We start from the raw sequence: 19,451 nt of genomic DNA on the forward strand, positions 1-19,451 counted from the left end.
ATCCAGATCGACGAGATGCTGGACAGTGGCCGCATCCCGTTCGGCGGGCCGACACGTGACGTGCTGCAGGCCTACCGGATGTTCGCCCATGACCGCGGCTGGCTGGAGCGGCTGCGCGAGGCGGTGCGGCGCGGCCTGACCGCCGAGGCGGCGGTCGAACGCGTGCGGAACGAGAACCGGGCGCGGCTGATGAAGGCGGCGGATCCGACCTTCCGCGAGCGCCTGCACGATCTGGAAGACCTCGCCAACCGCCTGCTGCGCCATCTCAATGGCGGTGCCAAGTCGTCGGCCGAGCTGCCCGACAATGCGATCATTATCGCCCGCAATATCGGCCCGGCCGAACTGCTGGAATTCGATCGCGAGAAGCTCAAGGGCATCGCGCTGGAAGAAGGCTCGGCCCAGTCACACGCTGCGATCGTCGCCAAGGCGCTCGGTATTCCGCTCGTCGGCCGTCTTGAAGGCGCGCTGGACCAGGCCGAAGACGGCGATCCGGTCATCCTGGACGGCGAGTTCGGTGTGCTGCACATCCGGCCGCAGCTGGATGTTGCCGAGACCTACGATGCCCGTATCCAGACCCTTTCCGAGCGCCGCTTGTCCTACGCAGAACTGCGGGGGCCGGCGGTCTCGGCGGATGGTGTGAGGATCGGCCTGCACATGAATGCCGGTCTGCTGATCGAGTTGATGGCGCTGGACGAGACCGGTGCCGATGGAGTCGGCCTTTTCCGCACCGAATTCCAGTTCATGGTCGCCGAGACCCTGCCGCGCCTGTCGGCCCAGTCGGCGGTCTACAAGTCGGTGCTGGATGCGGCGGGCGAGCGGCCGGTCGTATTCCGCACGCTCGATCTGGGGGGCGACAAGGTTGCGCCCTTTGCGCCCTCGACCAAGGAACCCAATCCGGCGCTTGGCTGGCGGGCGATCCGCATGGGACTCGACCGTCCCGGCCTGCTGCGCTACCAGCTGCGCGCCCTGATCCTGGCGGCGGGCGGACGGCCCTTGAAAGTCATGTTCCCGATGATCTCGGCGCCCTGGGAAGTGCGGGCCGCGCGCGACATGCTGGACCGCGAGCTGCGCCATGCCGAACGGGCCGGCTATGTCATGCCGTCGGATGTGAAGGTCGGCATCATGCTGGAGACGCCGGGCATGGCCTGGGCGCTGGAGCATGCGATTGACGCTGTCGATTTCGTCGCCGTCGGTGCCAATGACCTGATGCAGTATTTTTTCGCGGCCGACCGGCAGAATTCGCGTGTCTCGGATCGGTACGATGTGCTGAGCCCGGCCGCCCTCGACCTTCTCAAACGGGTGCGTGATATCTGCGCCGAGCATGACACGCCGGTGTCCGTATGCGGCGAAATTGCCTCCAAGCCGCTGGAGGCTGCAGTCCTGATAGGCCTTGGTTACCGAAGTCTTTCCATGGCCGCGCCGAACATCGGTCCCATCAAGAAACTCGTCTCCGGTCTCGATGTCGAAAAACTTGGCACCTGGCTTGCGAGCCGGCTTCAGAGCCCCGCAGACAGTCTGCGTCCGCTTCTCCTCGAGGCAGGGGAAGACGCCGGATTGCCTCGCGAGGCTGTTGAAAACGGTCGAGGGATTTGATCTTATAGGGCGGGGTTAGGGCAAAGTTACCCTTAATTGCGTTCTTGGGTGACGATCGCTCCGGGGAGAGAGCGGTAGATGGCTATGATGGGTCAAGCGTCGGGTGCGGACTTTGTTCCGGTTGATGCTGTCTATGCTGACGACAGCATCGGGTATGTGCAATTGACGGCCGGCGACCGGCTGCGCGATGCACGGTCGAAGATGAACCTGTCGCTCAAGCAGGCCGCCGAACGCACCCGGATCCGCGTCGATTATCTTGAAGCCCTTGAAAACATGGACCCGCGCGGTCTGCCGGCGCGGGCCTATGCTGTCGGTTATCTGCGCACCTATGCCAGCTTCCTGTCGCTGGAACCGTCCGGCGTTGTCGAACAGTTCAAACGCGAGGTCGACACCGAGACCGGCCGGGCCCAGCCTTCTGCCGCGGCCAAGACGCGCGACCCGATCAAACTGCCCCGCGGCGTGTTTGGGGCGGTCCTCATTCTCGCCGCTGTCGCCGCCGTCGCCTGGTGGTATTCCGAGAACGCCAGCCCGATCGGCGGGTTGGGAAATCCGCCTTCGCCGCCGGACGCCGCGCCGGACTGGGCCCGGGCCGATTTTGACGTGGCGGCCGAAGCGCCCACCATCGAGGACATCTGGTCGGGCCTGCCTCTCGGGGAGACTGCGACCATGTCGTCCGCGGTGGTGATGCGCGCCATGACGCCGACATGGATCGAGGTTCGCGACGCATCGGGCCGTATCCTGTTTTCCCGCGAACTGGGTGCGGGCGAGACCTATCATGCGCTGGAAGCGGGTCTGACCGTGTCCGCCGCCAATGCCGGCGCGATCCAGCTCGAGCGCAACGGTCAGGCCGTCGGCCTGCTGGGGGCGGCCGGCGTGCCGGTCGAGAATCTTCCCGTGATGGCCCGGGTCGAGACCGGGACCGGCGAAAACGTCCAGCCGCAATAAACTGTCGCACCCCGGTCGCAACAGCGGCTGTTAGACGTTATATCCGGGCTGACGCGGCAGTACCGGCCGCGAACGGAGTGACGGCATGTCGCAAACCGACAAGGATCCTCGCAGCGTTCGCCCCTGGCGCATGATTGAACGGCGCGCGACACGCACCGTGCGTGTCGGCGGCCTGGAAGTGGGCGGCGATGCGCCGATCAGCGTCCAGACCATGACCAATACGCCGACGGCCGACGCCGCGGCGACGATCGCCCAGATCCGGCGCTGCGAAGAGGCCGGGGCCGACCTGATCCGTGTCTCCTGTCCCGATGAGGAGTCGACGGCGGCCTTCAGGCAGATCGCCCGGGCCGCCACAGTGCCGCTGATCGCCGATATCCATTTCCACTACAAGCGCGGCATCGAGGCGGCCGAGGCCGGCGCCGCCTGCCTTCGTATCAATCCGGGCAATATTGGCTCGATGGACCGGGTGAAGGATGTCGTACAGGCCGCGCGTGATAATGATTGCGCGATCCGGATCGGCGTCAATGCGGGTTCGCTGGAGCGCCACCTGCTGGAAAAATACGGCGAGCCCTGTCCCGAAGCGATGGTCGAGAGCGCGCTGGAGCATGCGCGTATCCTGGAAGAGCTGGATTTCCGCAATTACAAGATTTCGGTGAAGGCGTCCGATGCCTTCCTGACCGTTGCTGCCTACATGGCCCTGGCCGAGGCGACCGATGCCCCGCTGCACCTTGGCGTTACCGAGGCGGGAGGGCTGCGCACGGGGACCGTGAAGTCGTCGATCGGTATCGGTTCGCTGCTCTGGGCCGGGATCGGCGACACGATCCGGGTCTCCCTCTCCGCCGAGCCGGAAGAGGAGGTGAAGGTCGGCTTCGACATCCTCAAATCCCTGGGCCTGCGGACCCGCGGGGTCAACATCATTGCCTGCCCGTCCTGTGCGCGGCAGGGGTTCGATGTCATCCGCACCGTGGAGAAGCTGGAACAGCGCCTGGCGCACATTTCCGAGCCAATATCGCTGTCCATCATCGGCTGCGTGGTCAACGGGCCGGGCGAAGCGCTGATGACCGATCTGGGTTTCACCGGCGGGGGCGCGGGACGCGGCAAGATGTATGTCGCCGGCCGGCCCGACCACAATGTCTCCAATGAGGAGATGATCGATCACATCGTCGAAATGGTCGAAACGCGGGCAGCGCAGATGAAGGCTGAGCGCGAGCAGGCGACGGCCGCAGAATAAACCTATTCCGGGCTGTGCGCGGATACTGGCCAATCCCGGTTGCGGTGCTAGTTTGCAATTATCAGGCGAGCCCCTGACCCCACTGCTCCAATTGCGAGAAGGTCGACCGGAAAATGGCTCTGACAGTTTACGGACTGAAAAATTGCGACACTTGCCGCAAGGCACTGAAAGACATGGTTGATGCCGGCGTGGTACATCGCTTCGTCGATATCCGGGAAGATGCCGACCGCGTTCGGAAAGTCCCCGCCTGGATCGATGCTGTAGGGCCTCAGGCGTTGATCAACACGCGGTCCACGACTTGGCGCAACCTGTCCGGCGAAGACCGGTCCATCGCCGAGGAGGATCCGGCCGGTCTCCTGATCGCGCATCCGACCCTGATCAAGCGCCCGATTGTGGAGTTCGGTGATAAGGTGACGGTGGGCTGGACACCGGCGGTCAAACGGTCGGTCATCGAAGGTATGGCCGGCTAGTCGACCAGCGTCTCCACATCGATCAGGACGTCGATCCTGTCGCCGGCGCGCAGCAGCGTAACGAGCAGGTCGGCGCCGGGATTCGCATCGCAATCGCGGGATATCAGCGGTTCGCCGTTGAAATGGGTCACCACATCCCCGACCTGAATTCCCGCCCGTTCGGCCGGCGCGCCTGCCAGAACACCGGCAACCCGCAAGCCAATATCGTTGGGGGCCAGGATCATGCCGTGGCCGTAGATCGGATCGAATGCGATCGCGGCCGGCAGATCGTTGCGCACGATCTGGACGCGGTCCTGGACCGGATCGAAGGTCCAGGTGAAATAGCGCATTATCCGTCCGCCGATCAGCTCGCTGCCGGGCGTGGATTGCAGGGTCGGTCTTTCCAGCCGGTGAGGTCCCATTCGGACCTGCCCGTCGAGGCGCGCGCCGGAGCGCGGCTCCACGGTGCGAAAACGCATGGCCGCGCCGACGGCCCGGGGGGCTTCGACGGTCGGATAGCGGTCGATATCGTTGATCGCGAGCACGGTCTGCGCCGCGCCGCTGTCGATCAGCATACGTCGCGTGCGGCCGGGAAAATGCATCTGCAGCCAGGGGCGCTTGTCCGGCCCGTCCGCGTCGAAGATGGTCTGCCCGTCGGGGGGCGGCAACCGGCCGTCGCGAATCCGGATCTGTTCACTCTCATAATCGAGTATCAGCAAACGGTCTCCGAAGGCATCATAGGCCAGGACGCCGTCGATTTCCCGTCCCAGGGAACGCGACAAGTGGTCCAGGTCGGTCACACGCGCACGCAGGCTGTGATAGGTGACCGGCCCGGCCGTGGCGTTACGGATGCGCACGCGCGTACTGTCGATCCGATGACCTGCCACGCGCTCCAGACTGTCCGGGTCGACATAGGTTGTCGTGGCGCCGGTGTCGTGCAGGAACCACAAGGTCCGCTCTTCCGGCCGGCCGTCATCCGCTGAAAGCGTGAGAGGAACCATGAAATAGCCGCGGCACATCTCGGTGGGAACGGCGTGTTCGTCAGGCTGCGCATGGGCGTGAAGATTGCCGCCCAGGCAGGCTGCGACTAAGACAGGAAACCATTTCATCGATTGCTCCGCCCCCATCCTTCGGTCGAACAGGTTGGCCATGAAATCCGTTTGTGTCTATTGCGGTTCAAACTCCGGACAGGATCCGGCCTTTGTCGCAGCGGCGCGTGCTGTCGGCGAGACCCTGGCCGGGCGTGGCGTGCGGCTGGTCTATGGTGGCGGCCAGGTCGGGCTGATGGGCGAAATGGCCGATGCCGCGCTCGCCGCCGGCGGGGAGGTGCACGGCGTGATTCCCGAATTCCTCGCCCTAAAGGAAATCGCCCACATGGAGCTCACCCAGCTGCACGTGGTCCGCTCCATGCACGCCCGCAAGGCAAAGATGGTGGAATTGTCGGAGGGCTTCATCGCCCTGCCGGGCGGCATCGGCACGATGGAGGAATTGTTCGAGGTCTGGACCTGGGCCCAGCTCGGACAGCACCGGCATCCGGTCGGCCTTTTGAACGTCGAGGGCTATTACGACGAACTCGTCGCCTTCCTCGACAAGATGACCGGCCAGGGCTTCCTCGCACCCGGACATCGTGGCGCCCTGTTTGTGGCCGATACGGTCGACAAACTGCTCGACGGGTTCGACGCCTACGAGGCACCGGACGCCGATGTGCGCATCAAGACGGGGCAGACCTAGGGGCGATGCCAGCGCCAGGCGGATCATCGCTCCGGCGGTACATCGCCGGTCTCGCCCAGCGAGTGATCCGGGCAGTGACCGCGCAGTGCCACCGCGGCGCTGTCATCGGCCCGCGGTTCGCGGGTTCCGACCCGGTTTTCGCAGTCTTCGTTCGATGTCGCGGGCGCCTGCGGGCCCAGGGTGAATTGGGGCTCGCCCATGTCGGGTTGGGGCATGCCGGGTTCGGGCAGGGGTTGCGGGGCGATAGGTTCGGGCTCCGGCGCGGCGATATCGATGTCCGGATTGGTCATCTCCGGTTCCGGCGGCGTGCCCTCCGACTGTTGCGCCAGGGCCGGGGCCGTCAGGGCCAGTGATGTGGCCAGGATCATCGTGCGATGCATGATGGGACCTCCCATTGTCTTGCGTCCGCGCGGGACGCTGGGAAGGCGATGTGACGAGATTTTGGCGACGCTCAGCCGATTGCCAGCTGAGCCCAGATCGCGTCGATCCGCGCCTTTGTCTCGTCATCCATGTCAAGCTTTTCACCCCATTCCCGGTCTGTCTCGCCGTCCATCTTGTTGGTGGCATCCAGGCCGATCTTCGAGCCGAGGCCGGAGACCGGAGAGGCAAAGTCGAGATAGTCGATGGGTGTGTTTTCTATTGTGACGATGTCGCGCGCCGGATCCATGCGCGTGGAAACCGCCCACATCACATCCTTCCAGTCGCGCGTATTGACGTCCTCGTCCACGACGATGATCCATTTCGTGTACATGAATTGTCTCAGATAGGACCACGCCCCCATCATCACCCGCTTGGCATGGCCGGCATAGGCCTTCTTCATCGAGATCACGGCGATGCGGTAGGAACAGCCCTCCGGCGGCAGCCAGAAATCGGTGATCTCCGGGAACTGTTGCTGGATCAGCGGTATGAAGACCTCGTTGAGGGCCTCGCCCAGCACCGACGGCTCGTCCGGCGGCCGGCCGGTATAGGTGGTCAGATAGATCGGGTCTTTCCGCATGGTGATGGCGGAAATCTCGAAGACCGGAAAGTGCTCGACGGAATTGTAGTAGCCTGTGTGATCGCCATAGGGCCCTTCCGGGCCGTACTCGTCCAGCAGGACGTGGCCTTCCAGCACGATCTCGGCCTCGGCCGGCACTTTCAGCGGCACGGTCTTGCAGTCGATCAACTCGGCCTTCTTGCCGCGCAGGAGTCCGGCGAACTGGTATTCGGAAAGCGTGTCCGGCACCGGGGTCACGGCGGCCAGGATGGTCCCCGGATCGGCGCCCAGAACGGCCGCGGCGGGCAATGGCTCGGGGCGTTCCTTTTTCCAGCGCTGATAATGCTGAGCGCCGCCACGATGCTTCAGCCAGCGCATAAGGGTGCGGGTCTTGCCCAGCTTCTGCATGCGGTAGATGCCGAGATTGAAATCGTCCGTGCGATCCTTGCCCGGCCCTTTGGTGACGACCAGCGGCCAGGTGATTAGCGGTGCCGGTTCGCCAGGCCAGCAGGTCTGGATGGGCAGGCGGTCGAGATCGATATCCTCACCGGTCAGCACTACCTCCTGGCAGGGTGCCTTCGAGACGTTTTTGGGCCGCATGGACATTACGGTCTTTGCCAGCGGCAGCATCTCCAGCGCGTCCTTCACGCCGCGCGGGGGTTCGGGCTGGCGCAGGAAGGCGAGCAGTTCGCCGACCTCGCGCAATTCCTCGCCCGTCGTGCGCGCCTCGCCGCCCAGCGTGACCGCCTGGGCAACGCGTTTCACCGTGCCGAACAGGTTCACAAGGCACGGCATTGCGCTTTTTTCGCCCTTTTCGTTGACGACATTCTCGAACAGGAGGGCCGGTCCGCCCGCATGCAGGGTGCGGCGATGAATTTCGGTCATTTCCCGGTCGGTCGAGACGGGGTGGGAAATGCGAACCAGATCGCCTTCAGCTTCCAGCTGGTCGAGAAATTCGCGCAGGGATTTGTAGGCCATAGACCGGCTCCGCAAGTCAGCTGCATCGAAACTGCAATTCCCGCGGCAAAAGTCCAGCGCGCTATACGCCGCGCAAGCAGGCGGATGTCCGTTTTGACGGCGGTTTGTCGGCGCTTGACGCGACTGTGATTCAAATTGTCGCGACCGGGTTGAAACTCTTTTGGCGCTTCCGCGTTAAAGGGCGGTCCCAAGAGGTTTGAAGGCGTTTTCCCATGCTGCATCGAATGGTTCTGGTGGCCCGCTCCAATGTCGAGCTGGGCCGGGGGGCGCTGAACGGCGATCTCGGCATCATGCTGTCCCGTCTCATGAAGGCTTCGGTCGACGGATGCATGACCGGTGCGCTGCTCTGGGAGAGCGGGCATTTTCTGGAAGTGCTCGAAGGCGACCGCGAGACGCTCAACGAATTTCGCGCGCGGATTACCGGCGATGCGCGCATCGAACGGCTGCAGGTGCTCGAGTTTTTGCCGCTGTTGCGGCGGGAATACTCCACCTGGGCTATAGCCAGGCGCCGCCACGACAGAGCCGGTCCGGACCTGCTGCGCGACCTCGCCGGCGGCCGGGTCTCCGCCGAAAAGGTGCGTTTCGTGCTTCGCGAGAGTCTGGCAGCGGGTCCGCTGGCGGAATCGCCGCCATTGGTGGTCGCGGCCTAGTTGCCGTCCGGCATGTCCTGCGGCGCAAGCGCGGCGGCCACGGCGCTAGCCAGGGCATAGCTGCGCGAGGAGGTGCCGTTGGTGGCGCCGAAACGCACCACGACCAGGTCCTGCTCCGGCATGATGAAGGCCCATTGCGACTGGAAGCCGCTCATCATGAATGTCCCCCCGGGCACATCCTCATGTTCCTCGGGCAGCCAGAAACCCATGCCGTACTGACCATTGGATCCCTCTGTCGGCGCCGTGACGATGTCGAGCCAGTCCTCGGGCAGGAGCCTTTGCGCATGGGCGACGCCATCGTCGGCGTAGAGCTGGGCCAGGCGCGCCCAGTCATGGGCTGTCGCATACATGTAGGACGAACCCTGGAAGGTTCCGCTCTCATCGGCTTCCAGGACGGCGGAATGGATGTTCAGGGGTTCGAACAGCATAGCCCGCAGATTGCGGACCTGCTCGGGCAGGGTCGATCCGAGCTGCTGCTGCAAGGCGTGCGTTGCCATCACCGTATTGCCGCTCATGTATTGCCAGTGGGCACCCGGCGCATACAGGCGTTCGCGGGTCGCCGCGAATTGCGCCATGTCGGTCTGGGTGAACAGCATGCGCGAGTTGGGATCGAAACCGGTATTCGTTTCTGCAATCGCAAAACCGCCGGCCATGCGCAGAAGATGTTCGATCGTGACATCGCGATAGGCGTCATCGACCGCCGCGAGCGCAGGGACCGCACCTTCGGCCTCGATATCGGTCATGCCTTCGTGCTGCAGGCGCCCGGCCAGGGTGGTCATCGCGCTTTTGGTCATCGACCAGCCGTGAAAGCGCGTCTCGCGGTTCGCGCCCGGCACATAGCGTTCGGCTACCAGGCGGCCCCGATGCAGCACCGCGACGGCCAGCGTGTTGCGGGGATCGGTCTCCGGATCGCCGAAGGCAGCGTCGAGGGCTGCATTGAGGGCCGCGGCGTCGAAATGCGTGTCGCGGTGCTGTGTGTCGAGCTCCAGGGGGATGAAATCCTGCGCCTGCGGCGCGGACAGGGTGGCGTCAAAACCGTTCCCGTCGTGCACCAGCGTACAGCCCAGCCCGTCCCGATAAACGGCATGCTGGCGCCAGAACAGGCCCAGCACGCTGGCGCGGACTTCGCGGGCTTCCTCGTCGATGTCCATCATGATGCCGCCGCCGGCGCCGCCCAGCAGGGGATCGAGATAGATCGACTTGGCGAAGTCGCTGTCCAGTCCCGAAACGAAGGTCAGGGAACAGACCTGTTTGGCGACGATCCCGGTACCCGAAGGCAAATAGGTCCGGCCCAGCGGCGAGAGGTTGAGGGCGAGAAGGCCGCCCGCCAAAACCAGCGCGCTGGCACCCAGCAAGAAGCGCTTGATCATCAAATCGTCCCCTGTGCCCGCCCGGCCGCTCAGCCCGTGGTCAGCTTGTCGAAATCCGGTGCGCGGCGTTCCATGAAAGCCGCAGCCGCCTCGGCGAATTCCGGCGATTGCAGCAGCTCGGAGAAAAGCCTGCCTTCGCGGGCGACACGGTCTTCGACCGGTTCCGGCGCCATGCGCATCAATTCCTTGGCCTTGGCCAGGGCGGCGGGCGGTTTGGCAGCGAGTGCGGCTGCCGCGGTGCGGGCAGTGTCCATCAGCGCTTCGGGCGTGGTCGTGCGCGTGACCAGTCCGGTCTGTTCGGCGCGCCAGGCATCCCAGCTGGCCCCCAGCATCAGAAGCTCGGCAGCGATCTGGTGGCCGAAGGCGCGGGTCATGGTCTGCGACGATCCGTATTCCGGTGCCAGTGCCAGATCGACGAAGGGTGTCTTGAAGCTGGCGCGATCGGAGCAATAGACTAGGTCGCAATGCATCAGCAGGGTTACGCCAATACCGATGGCCAGCCCGTCGACGGCCGCCACAACGGGCTTTTTCGCATGCAGGAGGGCGTTCATGAACCGGCCAACGGGGGGCGTCTCGTCGGATCCCATGGCCGGAGGCCGTTCCATGAAGTCGACGATATCGTTGCCGGCGGTAAAGACACCGCTCGTGCCGGTAAGTATGAAGGCGCGGACGTCCCCGTTCCTTTCGCCATCCTCGATGGCCTGTGCCGCCGCCGTGTACATGGCCCGGGTGAGGGCGTTCTTCTTGTCGGGGCGATTGAAGGAAATCGTGCGGATGCGCTCCGCGGTATCGACCAGAACCAGTTCGCTCACGCGAGCCTCCCACTTTCGATTTTGGAGTATGCTAGACCGAAACCGGCCGGCCGGAAACCCAATTTCAGTTGACGTAAACGTCAATGAAGCGGTCAGCGCTCCGTCGCCAGCCGGGTCAGGACACGGTGCAGCATATCGCTGTCATCCTCGCCGAGCCGCGCTTCGAGCTCGGTATTGAGGTCGCGCAGGATATGGTCGGCCGCATCGCCCATGGCCCGGCCCTTTTCGGTCAGCGAAACAAGCGCCGAGCGCCGGTCGGTCTTCGACGCGGTCTTCACCACAAGGCCCAGCGCTTCCATCCGGTTTACCAGGCCGGTAACCGCGGGCGGGTTGAGCGACAGGGTTTCGCCGATATCGCCCATGCGCCGTTCTCCGCGCCGGGCCAGCAGGAACAGGACGGCGGCCTGGGCCGTGGTCACGCCGGCTGTGGCGCGCAAACGGGCATCGGCTTCCCGGTCGAGACGCCGGGCCGCAATTTCAAGCAGGAGAAAGAGCCGCCGGTCGACGGCACGTGCGCGAGCCATAAGTCTGAAACTGGTGCGATTCTGGCCCCGGGGGGAGGGGCGGTGGCGGTCAGGCGCAAAGGCCGTCGATGCAAGCCGTTTCCAGCCGGGCGGTGACGTCGTCGGAAACAGAAAGGAGTTTGCGGGCATCCAGGTCCATCGGCGCCGCCACGCCCTCCATCGTCCACCAGGGCAGTCCGGTGGCGGGCTCGAGAACCCAGTGGACGATGTTGCGCACCCTGGTTCCGGCCGATTTCAAACCCGAGCGGACCACAAAACCGTCACCCGTCTGTGGCCAGCGGCAGGGCCGGATGCGGCATTCCAGAAGCGCCGAGCCGACATTGCCGCTGCCACCGCTTTCATGCATGGCCCATTCTTCGGGGAAGGCCGAGGCGAAATTGGTTACGCTATCGGAAATGCGTCCGAGCAGGAATTCCGCGCGCAGCCAGCCAAAGGGGTCCATCTCGGCGGGCCCGAAGCGTCCGCGTCCGATCGTCTCCAGGCCCAGCGCGTCGGCCCGGGTCAGGCGGGCCGGCGTGGGTGCGTCCGTCAATGCCAGGCCCCGCGGCGCCGCAAAATCGGGCACTTGCGCCATCAGCGCATCGGCCCGTGCGGCAAAACGCTCGGGCCAGGCAAAGTCTTTGGCGTTTTGCGGGGACGCATGACCGAGTGTGACGCGAAAGCTGGCAGCGGGCTGCCTCCCGCCGGAATGGCGCATGACCAGAATAGCCGTGGCCGTAGTGTTGTCGTGGGCGGTAAAGCCGCCCTCGATGAAGATGGGGGCACCCGGATGGGCTTCGGCCAGGAAGCGGATATGGATGTCGCGCGGAATGAGCGTTGCCGATGCATCGGTCCGCTGTACAGGATTCAGTCCGGCCTCTTCGGCGAGATTGGCGATCGCCTCGGACACCTTGGCGAGATAGAAGCGCACATTCATGTGGCCCAGCTCGTCGCACTCCCAGGCGTTTACCGCTCCGCGCCACAACTCGATCATCGCACGCTGTCTCCGTCGGCTTGAAGCTCAGTGCCTGCTGCAATTGGCGCAATGGCCGAAATGCTCCACTACTGAACGCTCGATGACGAAACCGTCCGGTGTGTGGACCGGATCGGGCGCGCCATGGCGTTCTTCCACGGTGCCGCAATCGGAACAGATGAAGAGTTCGGCACCGCCATCGTCGTGGGCATGGGTACAGCCGACAAAGGCGTTCAGCGCTTCGACCTTGTGTACCAGGCCGGCCCCCATCAGGAAATCGAGGGCGCGATAGACGGTGGGCGGTTTGGCTGAACCCGGCCCGGGCTTCAAGGCCTCCAGCAGGTCGTAGGCCTTGACGGGTCCGTCGGCCGTCAGGACGAGTTCGAGCACACGCTTGCGAACAGGCGTCAGCTTCTCGCCGCGTGCCTGGCAATGCGCTTCGGCGGCCTCAAGGGCCCGGGTGAGGGAATCATGTGTCATCTGTCCGATATTTAATCGCAGATTTGCGGTTTTCACACCCTTCGGGATTGCCGCAGGCGGGACGTTATAATATCACCCCGATGAAACGTGTTGTTATTACATAGCGGGGAAGCCATGCGTTCCGTCCTTTATTCGACCACTGCCCTGGTCGTCCTGACACTAGCAGCTCCGGCCAGCCTTCATGCCCAGGAGGGCGAAACGCCGTCCGGAGAGATTGATGTCATCCGTGTCACCTCTCAGCCTTTGGGGATTGCGGCCGACGAGATTGCCGGAGCGGTCGAAGTCGTAGACCGGCGTCATATCGAGGACAATCTGGCTGGGTCCCTGGCCGACACGATCGCCCACGAGCCCGGTGTGTCGACGAGCTATTTCGGTCCCGCCGCCAGTCGTCCGGTGATCCGCGGCCTCGGTTCCGACCGGGTGCGTGTCCTGGTCAACGGCGTCGGCCTGATCGACGCTTCGACGAATTCCCCCGACCATGCCGTGGCGTCCGAGGCGCTGGAGGCGCAACAGGTGGAAATCCTGCGCGGACCGGCCGCGATCGCCTATGGCGGCGGTGCCATTGGCGGCGTGGTGAATGTGATCGACGGCCGTATCCCCGAGGAACGTGCCGAAGACGGTTTCGAGGGCCGCTTCTATGCTTCCATGACATCCGTCGATGAGGGCGAGACAGCAGCCGGCCGCGTGCGTTTCAATGCCGGCGACCTGGTGTTCAATATCGAGGGCCTGACCCGCACCGCCGAGGATTATGACATTCCCGGCTATGCCGAGTCGGACCTGTTCCGCCTGTTCGAGGAAGCGGAGCATGCTCACGAGGACGAGGATCACGACGAAGATCATGACGAGGATCATGAGGACGAACACGATCACGAAGAGGAGGAACACTCCTTCGGCACGGTCGAGAATTCCGGCCTGACCTTCGACATGATCTCGGGCGGCGTTTCCTGGGTGGGCGACAACGGGTTCATCGGTTTCGGCGTCAAGCGCTCGACCGCACTTTATGGAATTCCCGGCGGTCACGCCCACGCCCATGGCGACGAAGACCACGACGAAGATCATGACGAGGACCACGATGAGGATCATGACGAGGATCATGATCACGAGGAGGAAGACGGTCACGGCCATGGTGAATCGGTCCGCATCAACCTGGAACAGACCCGCTATGACCTGCGCGGCGAATGGCGCGATCTGGGCGAGCACATCGAACGCATCCGCTTTTCCCTGGGCGTCGGCAATTACAAACATGTCGAACTTGAAGGTGACGAGATCGGCACCGTCTTCAACAATGACGGCTGGGAGGGTCGCATTGAGGCCCGCCACGCGCCCGTCGACCTGTGGGGCGGCACGTGGGAAGGCGCGGCCGGTCTGCAGGCCTTCAACCGCGACTTTGCTGCGACCGGCGAGGAAGCCTTCGTGCCGGCGTCCGAAACCTCGGACTGGGGTGTCTTCCTGGTCGAACGCTGGGATGCCGGGAATTGGGGCCTTGAAGGCGGGCTGCGACTGGAGAACCGCGAGATCGACACGGCAACCCAAAGCCGCGATTTCGATACTCAGAGCCTGTCGGCCTCGGTCTTCCTGCGTCCGGTACGGGATACGTTCCTGGCGCTGACTGTCTCTTCCTCCGAGCGCGCACCGACCGATGTCGAACTCTTCGCCGACGGTCCGCACGTGGCGACGCGTTCCTTCGAACGTGGCGATGCGGCGCTGGGTGTCGAGTCGGCCGTTTCGGCCGAACTGACGGCGCGCACCACGATCGGCGGCTGGTCGCTCGAAGGTGCGGTGTTCCGAGCCGAATATGACGGCTTCATCGCCGCATTCCCGACCGGCGAGGAGGAGGACGAGCTTCCCGTCTTCCAGTACCGCCAGGAGGATGCGACGCTGTCCGGCTTCGAGGGCCGTCTGGAAGGCCCGCTCGGCCGCTTCGGCGGCTGGGACCTGACGGGTGAGGTGACCGGCGAATATGTCGATGGGGAACTTGACGATGGCGGCAATCTGCCCCGGCTGCCCCCGCTCTCCTTCACCACGGGCGTGACCGCCAGCACTGAGCGTCACGAATTGCACCTCGAGGCGGAATGGGCCGACGTGCAGGACGAGACCGCGGCCGAGGAGCTGAAAACGCAGGGCTATGTCCTGGTCAATGCGCGCTGGTCGGTCGAACCCTTCGCCGATCGTGGCATGCGGGTCCTCCTGGAGGGCCGCAATCTGACCGATGAAGAGGCGCGGGTGCACACCTCCGTCCTCAAGGACCAGGTGCCGCTGCCCGGCCGGAACTTCCGTGCCGCCCTGGTGCTTGACTTCTAGCACTCCCGGGCGTGCGTCAGCCTGCCGCGCGGCCGGCGGACGCGCGGCGAAACGCGCGGTTCAGGCTCTGTCCGGATGAGTCCAGAAAGTCCTTATGTTTTTTAGGGACGAAAGGACGGATCCATGAAACGGTATCTTCTGGGCGCGGCAGCCGCGGCCCTTGTTCTCGCGGCACCGGCAACGGCGGAACAGGGCGATTGGCTGGTACGCCTGCGGGCGCTCAACGTCATCCCGAACGAGGAGGCGGCGATCACGCCGATCGGCGGCGATGTCGATATCGACACCTCCATCGTGCCCGAGCTGGACATCACCTATTTCATGCAGGACCGGTGGGCGTTCGAGCTCATCCTCGGGGTCACGCCGCACGATGTGATAGCCGTGGATACGGCCGCCGGCGATATCGACCTGGGCGACGTCACACTGCTGCCGCCGACACTGACACTGCAATATCATTTCAATCCCGGCGGTGATGTGCGCCCCTATCTCGGTGCGGGTGTGAATTATACCCACTTCTTCAACGAGGACCTGCCCGGCGGATCGGCCCTGAGCATGATCGAGTATGACGGCGGTTTCGGCCTCGCTGCGCAGGCCGGTGTCGACTTTGCGCTCCAGAGTGACTGGTTCCTCAATCTCGATATCAAATACATCGATATCGATACCGGCGTCCTGATCGATGGTGCCATCGCCGCCGATGTGCAGATCGATCCCGTGATTGCCGGTGTCGGCTTCGGCCGCCGTTTCTAGAATTTCACCGGCGATTGCAGAGACCTGCCGGACCTCCTCCGGGGTCCGGCATTCTTTTTGCTTTTAACCGGCCAAGCTGGCCTGCGCGGCTGCGTTGCCGCATCCGGGCATATCCGCTATCTAGCGCCCAAAGGACTTAAAGGGGTTTTGCCATGGTCGACGCCGCCACCGAGCCGCGCCTTACCGGTTCCGTTCCGCTGTACAAGAATGTGGAGCCGCTGAACCGTCAGAAGCACAAGAATTACGGTGTGAAGACGGTTCCCAATCCGTTTTCCTTCCTGAAGGACTGGCATTTCGTACCGGCCATCAGCCCGGAATTTGCCTTCGCGTGCGGCAGCTATCCGATCGTCTTCCTGGGTGAAAAGAAGATGCCGGTTCTGGTGATGGGCCTGCGCCAGGGCACCAATCTCTTCGTCGACGAGAACGGCCAGTTCGATCACGAGCACTACATCCCGGCCTATGTGCGCCGCTATCCCTTCGTCAGCGCGACCGGTGCCGGTGACCAGCCGTCCACTGTCTGCGTCGACATGGCGGCTGATTTCGTCGTGGCCGAAAACCCGGAACGCCCCTTCTTCAACGAGAATGGCGAACCGACCGAGTACACCCAGCAGGCCATCGATTTCGTGTCGGCGTTTGAGAACGATGCACGCACGACAGAGGCCTTTGTGGAGCGCCTGATCGCGCTTGACCTGCTGGAGAAGAAGGACATCAAGGTGGCCAATCCGCAGGATCCCGACACGCCGGTGACCGTTGCGGAATACTGGGGCGTTGCGAACGAGAAGTTTGCGGCCCTGCCGGCCGACAAGCTGAAAGAGCTGCACGACAGCGGCGATCTGGTTGCCATCACGGCGCACCTGATCTCGCTGCAGCGCTGGGACCGTATCCTGCGCCGCACCTCCCTGCGCGCCGCTCCGCAGGAACAGGCCCAGGTCTGAACCGGTCCTCCGGTTCGACAAGATTGACAGCGGCCGCGCCCGGAGGGTGCGGCCGCTCGCGTTTATGACATCACCTTTGCGGGAGGCCGGTTCGACGCGGCGCTATTTTCGCCTATATCGGCGTATCGACACGTTTTCTCCTGCCCTTGCGAGGTTCGCCCATGCGTCTGATCCTGTCCTGCCTGAGCCTTCTGGCCCTGGCCGCGCCGGCCATGGGCCAACAGCCCGGCTGGGCGAGCGGCGAGCCGATCGTCGAGGCGCAGCTGGTGGCCGATGTCGAGCAGGCCGGACGCGGTGAGACCTTCCATATCGGTGTACACCAGATCATGCCCGAAGGCTGGCACACCTACTGGCGCAATCCGGGCGACAACGGCCTGCCCATCGAGATCGACTGGACGGTGCCGGCCGGTGTCGAGATCGGCGAGATCGCCTGGCCGGCTCCGATCAATCTGCCGCTGACCGACGATATCATGGATTACGGCTATCGCGGTGAGGTCACCTTGCCCATGCCGGTCCGCCTGGCGGAAGGCTTTGCCGGAGATAGTCTGAGCCTGCGGGCCGACGCGACCTGGCTGGTCTGCGAAGATATCTGCATCCCTGAAGAGCGTATGCTGGAACTCACCCTGCCGGTGGGTGACAGTGCGGTCCGCGACGAGGACGGCTACTGGCACATCCGCACCGCCCTTGCGGCCGTGCCACAGCCGGACGAGGCCCTGTCGGCACAGCTGGGGCTGGTATCCGGCCGTGTCGTGCTCGACCTTTCCGGCGGTGTGCTCACCGGCGCGGGGGACGAGTGGCGCAATCTGCAATTCTATCCGTTCAGCGCCGGTCTGATCCGTCACGCTGCGCCCCAGCAGGTCCAGCGCGAGGCGGATCATGTCGTGCTGGTCACCGAAGCGGGCTACGCCGCGGACAACAAGGTCGACCATGCCCGTGCCGGCGTGATCGCCTACGAGGTCAATACCGGTGGGCGCTGGGAGCGGCGCACGGCCGAGGTGGACCCGGAGCCGCTGACCCGAAGTGTCGATCTCGGTGCAGCCACGGCGCCCGAAGCGGCACCGGCCAATCTGGCCTGGCTCTTCATTCTGGCACTGGGCGGCGGGCTGATCCTCAACCTGATGCCGTGTGTCTTCCCCATCCTGTCGATCAAGGTTCTGAAATTCGTCCAGGTCGCCCATGATGATGCCGCACAGATACGCCTGCAGGGCCTGAGTTTCCTGGTTGGCGTTCTGGCCAGTTTCATCGGTCTTGCGGCGATTCTGGTCGGGTTGCGCGAGTTCGGCCTGCCGGTCGGCTGGGGATTTCAGCTGCAGGTGCCGGTGGTGGTGGCGATCCTGTCCGTCCTGCTTTTCGCCATCGGGCTCAATCTGCTGGGTGCGTTCGAATTCGGCTCCCGCCTGATGGGCGTGGGCGCGGGTCTGGCCGACACGCCGGGCTGGCGCGGCGCCTTCTTCACCGGCGTGCTGGCGGTTGTCGTGGCCGCACCGTGTGTCGGGCCGCTGGCCGCCGGAGCACTGGGACTGGCGCTGACCCAGCCCGCGATCGTGGTGGTCCTCGTGGCAGCTGCGCTGGGCATGGGCCTGGCGGCGCCCTTCGTGCTGTTCAGCTTCTTTCCCGCTCTCCTGCGCCTCCTGCCCAGGCCTGGAGCCTGGATGGTGACCTTCCGGCAGTTTCTTGCCTTCCCGATGTTCGCGTCGGCCCTGTGGCTGATCTGGGTCCTGTCGATCCAGTCGGGTCCGGCGGGCGTCCTCCTGGTCGGCATAGCGATTGTCTCGCTGGCCTTCGCTGTCTGGGCGCTGGGCCGCGAAAACCTCGTCTGGAAGGCGGTTGCCGTGGTTGCCCTGGCCTGCATGACTGCCAGCACGGTCTGGGTCGCCCGGCTGCCCGCCGCGATCGGCACCCAATCCGCCGCGGCCGAGGAGGAGGCCTGGTCGCGTGACCGCGTCGCCCAGCTCCAGGCGGAGGGGCGCGCCGTCTTCGTGGATGTGACCGCGGCCTGGTGCGTGACCTGCCAGGTCAACAAGATCCGGGTGCTCAACGATCGGGAGGTGCAGGATGCTTTCGCCCGGTTCGGTGTCGCCCAGCTGCGCGCTGACTGGACCAATCGCAACGAGACCATTGCCCAGCTGATCTACGAGCATGGCCAGGCCGGCGTGCCGCTCTATCTGCTCTATCCGCCGGGTGGGGGATCGGCGCGCGTCCTGCCAACCGTACTCACGAAGGACGGGCTGATCGACGCGCTCGACCGGGCGACGCGACGCTAGGGTCGTGCGATGGGGCAGCTGGCCTGGATGCCGGTGCCGGCCAGGTCCGTATCGCTGTCCACAGCCGGAGCGATTTCGGCGGCATCGCGCATCAGATCGGCCAGGCCGGCATAGACATGCGCCTGCTCCGCAGCCGTTTCGGCACTGTTCAGCGCATCCATCCGGCTGCCGGCGTCCTCGGACATGCCGCGGAAGATGCAGCGCAGGTCGACGGGCCCGCCGGCCTCGTCGATGCGGCGGCTCATCAACAGGGCTTCGACGGCAAACTGTTCCAGTTCGAACGCGAACGGGTCTTCGATGTCCAGCGGCTGTGCCGGTGCGGCCGGACGCTGCGCCGCGGCCTGCGAGCGGGCCGTCGCTTGCGCGCCAAGTCTCTGGGCAAATTCGGCAAAATCGCTGCCCGGGCCGGCGCTGGCGGCGGTGCTAAGTCCGATGGCGAGGGCCAGGCTGGCGGCGAGGGTGCGGATCATGATGGCCATTTCCCGTGTCCTTTCGGGCCATACTGACGGTAAGCCC

The 19,451-nt window shown here is 64.6% G+C and carries 19 protein-coding genes; 10 read left to right on the top strand and 9 right to left on the bottom strand.

What is annotated here, in order from left to right; genetic code table 11:
• The 4 genes from ptsP to Q1U94_RS03195 form a co-directional block, all read left to right on the top strand.
• The coding region (gene ptsP, locus Q1U94_RS03180) for a phosphoenolpyruvate--protein phosphotransferase (RefSeq protein WP_300541867.1) at window positions 1–1,593 on the top strand (1,593 nt) is incomplete at its 5' end.
• Between the two features lie 78 nt (window positions 1,594–1,671).
• Window positions 1,672–2,538 (top strand): helix-turn-helix domain-containing protein, encoded by an 867-nt coding sequence (locus Q1U94_RS03185; RefSeq protein WP_300541869.1) that lies wholly within the window; start codon window positions 1,672–1,674, stop codon window positions 2,536–2,538.
• An 85-nt stretch (window positions 2,539–2,623) separates the two neighbouring features.
• On the top strand, window positions 2,624–3,769 hold the full coding sequence (gene ispG, locus Q1U94_RS03190; protein WP_300541871.1) for a flavodoxin-dependent (E)-4-hydroxy-3-methylbut-2-enyl-diphosphate synthase: 1,146 nt from the start codon (window positions 2,624–2,626) through the stop codon (window positions 3,767–3,769).
• A gap of 113 nt (window positions 3,770–3,882) precedes the next feature.
• Window positions 3,883–4,239, top strand: a complete 357-nt coding sequence (locus Q1U94_RS03195; RefSeq protein WP_300541873.1) for an ArsC/Spx/MgsR family protein — start codon at window positions 3,883–3,885, stop codon at window positions 4,237–4,239.
• Here the strand turns inward: Q1U94_RS03195 and Q1U94_RS03200 are convergent.
• Window positions 4,236–5,327, bottom strand: a complete 1,092-nt coding sequence (locus tag Q1U94_RS03200) for a PDZ domain-containing protein (RefSeq protein WP_300541875.1) — start codon at window positions 5,325–5,327, stop codon at window positions 4,236–4,238. The genes Q1U94_RS03195 and Q1U94_RS03200 overlap by 4 nt on opposite strands.
• Before the next feature lie 34 nt (window positions 5,328–5,361).
• Here Q1U94_RS03200 and Q1U94_RS03205 point away from each other — a divergent pair, with 34 nt between their 5' ends.
• Window positions 5,362–5,949, top strand: coding sequence for a TIGR00730 family Rossman fold protein (locus Q1U94_RS03205; RefSeq protein ID WP_366917247.1), 588 nt, complete (start codon window positions 5,362–5,364; stop codon window positions 5,947–5,949).
• A 23-nt stretch (window positions 5,950–5,972) separates the two neighbouring features.
• Here Q1U94_RS03205 and Q1U94_RS03210 read toward each other — a convergent pair whose 3' ends face one another.
• Together Q1U94_RS03210 and Q1U94_RS03215 are read right to left on the bottom strand one after the other, a co-directional pair.
• Entirely contained in the window at window positions 5,973–6,329 is a 357-nt protein-coding gene (locus Q1U94_RS03210) for a hypothetical protein (protein WP_300541879.1), read from the bottom strand.
• A 71-nt stretch (window positions 6,330–6,400) separates the two neighbouring features.
• On the bottom strand, window positions 6,401–7,903 hold the full coding sequence (locus Q1U94_RS03215; protein WP_300541881.1) for a UbiD family decarboxylase: 1,503 nt from the start codon (window positions 7,901–7,903) through the stop codon (window positions 6,401–6,403).
• A gap of 212 nt (window positions 7,904–8,115) precedes the next feature.
• On the opposite strand from Q1U94_RS03215, the gene Q1U94_RS03220 reads away from it, so the two are divergent.
• Entirely contained in the window at window positions 8,116–8,553 is a 438-nt protein-coding gene (locus Q1U94_RS03220) for a BLUF domain-containing protein (protein ID WP_300541883.1), read from the top strand.
• On the opposite strand, the gene Q1U94_RS03225 is transcribed toward Q1U94_RS03220, so the two are convergent.
• The 5 genes from Q1U94_RS03225 to Q1U94_RS03245 all read right to left on the bottom strand — a co-directional run bounded on the left by Q1U94_RS03225 (window position 8,550) and on the right by Q1U94_RS03245 (window position 12,691).
• Window positions 8,550–9,923, bottom strand: coding sequence for a serine hydrolase (locus tag Q1U94_RS03225; protein WP_300541885.1), 1,374 nt, complete (start codon window positions 9,921–9,923; stop codon window positions 8,550–8,552). The two genes, Q1U94_RS03220 and Q1U94_RS03225, sit on opposite strands and share 4 nt — an antisense overlap.
• A gap of 29 nt (window positions 9,924–9,952) precedes the next feature.
• The gene (locus tag Q1U94_RS03230; RefSeq protein WP_300541887.1) at window positions 9,953–10,735 is read right to left on the bottom strand and encodes an enoyl-CoA hydratase-related protein; all 783 of its coding nucleotides are present in this window, start codon (window positions 10,733–10,735) and stop codon (window positions 9,953–9,955) included.
• A gap of 92 nt (window positions 10,736–10,827) precedes the next feature.
• Window positions 10,828–11,259: a MarR family transcriptional regulator gene (locus Q1U94_RS03235; RefSeq protein ID WP_300541889.1), complete on the bottom strand. Its 432-nt coding sequence runs from the start codon at window positions 11,257–11,259 to the stop codon at window positions 10,828–10,830.
• Between the two features lie 49 nt (window positions 11,260–11,308).
• Window positions 11,309–12,232, bottom strand: a complete 924-nt coding sequence (locus Q1U94_RS03240; protein WP_300541891.1) for a thioesterase family protein — start codon at window positions 12,230–12,232, stop codon at window positions 11,309–11,311.
• Between the two features lie 27 nt (window positions 12,233–12,259).
• A complete protein-coding gene (locus Q1U94_RS03245; protein WP_300541893.1) occupies window positions 12,260–12,691 on the bottom strand; it encodes a transcriptional repressor in 432 nt (143 codons plus the stop codon).
• 114 nt (window positions 12,692–12,805) lie between these two features.
• Between Q1U94_RS03245 and Q1U94_RS03250 the strand changes: the two genes are divergently transcribed.
• From Q1U94_RS03250 to Q1U94_RS03265, 4 genes are all read left to right on the top strand, one after another.
• On the top strand, window positions 12,806–14,992 hold the full coding sequence (locus Q1U94_RS03250) for a TonB-dependent receptor (protein ID WP_300541895.1): 2,187 nt from the start codon (window positions 12,806–12,808) through the stop codon (window positions 14,990–14,992).
• Between the two features lie 123 nt (window positions 14,993–15,115).
• On the top strand, window positions 15,116–15,736 hold the full coding sequence (locus Q1U94_RS03255; protein ID WP_300541897.1) for an OmpW family outer membrane protein: 621 nt from the start codon (window positions 15,116–15,118) through the stop codon (window positions 15,734–15,736).
• Between the two features lie 152 nt (window positions 15,737–15,888).
• Window positions 15,889–16,671, top strand: coding sequence for a SapC family protein (locus Q1U94_RS03260; protein ID WP_300541899.1), 783 nt, complete (start codon window positions 15,889–15,891; stop codon window positions 16,669–16,671).
• A gap of 161 nt (window positions 16,672–16,832) precedes the next feature.
• Window positions 16,833–18,935, top strand: a complete 2,103-nt coding sequence (locus Q1U94_RS03265) for a protein-disulfide reductase DsbD domain-containing protein (RefSeq protein ID WP_300541901.1) — start codon at window positions 16,833–16,835, stop codon at window positions 18,933–18,935.
• On the opposite strand, the gene Q1U94_RS03270 is transcribed toward Q1U94_RS03265, so the two are convergent.
• Complete coding sequence (locus Q1U94_RS03270) at window positions 18,932–19,414, bottom strand: hypothetical protein (RefSeq protein WP_300541903.1); 483 nt, start codon at window positions 19,412–19,414, stop codon at window positions 18,932–18,934. The genes Q1U94_RS03265 and Q1U94_RS03270 overlap by 4 nt on opposite strands.
• Window positions 19,415–19,451 lie beyond the last annotated feature (37 nt).

The sequence above is a fragment of the Maricaulis sp. genome (assembly GCF_030149515.1).
Taxonomy (GTDB): Bacteria; Pseudomonadota; Alphaproteobacteria; order Caulobacterales; family Maricaulaceae; genus Maricaulis.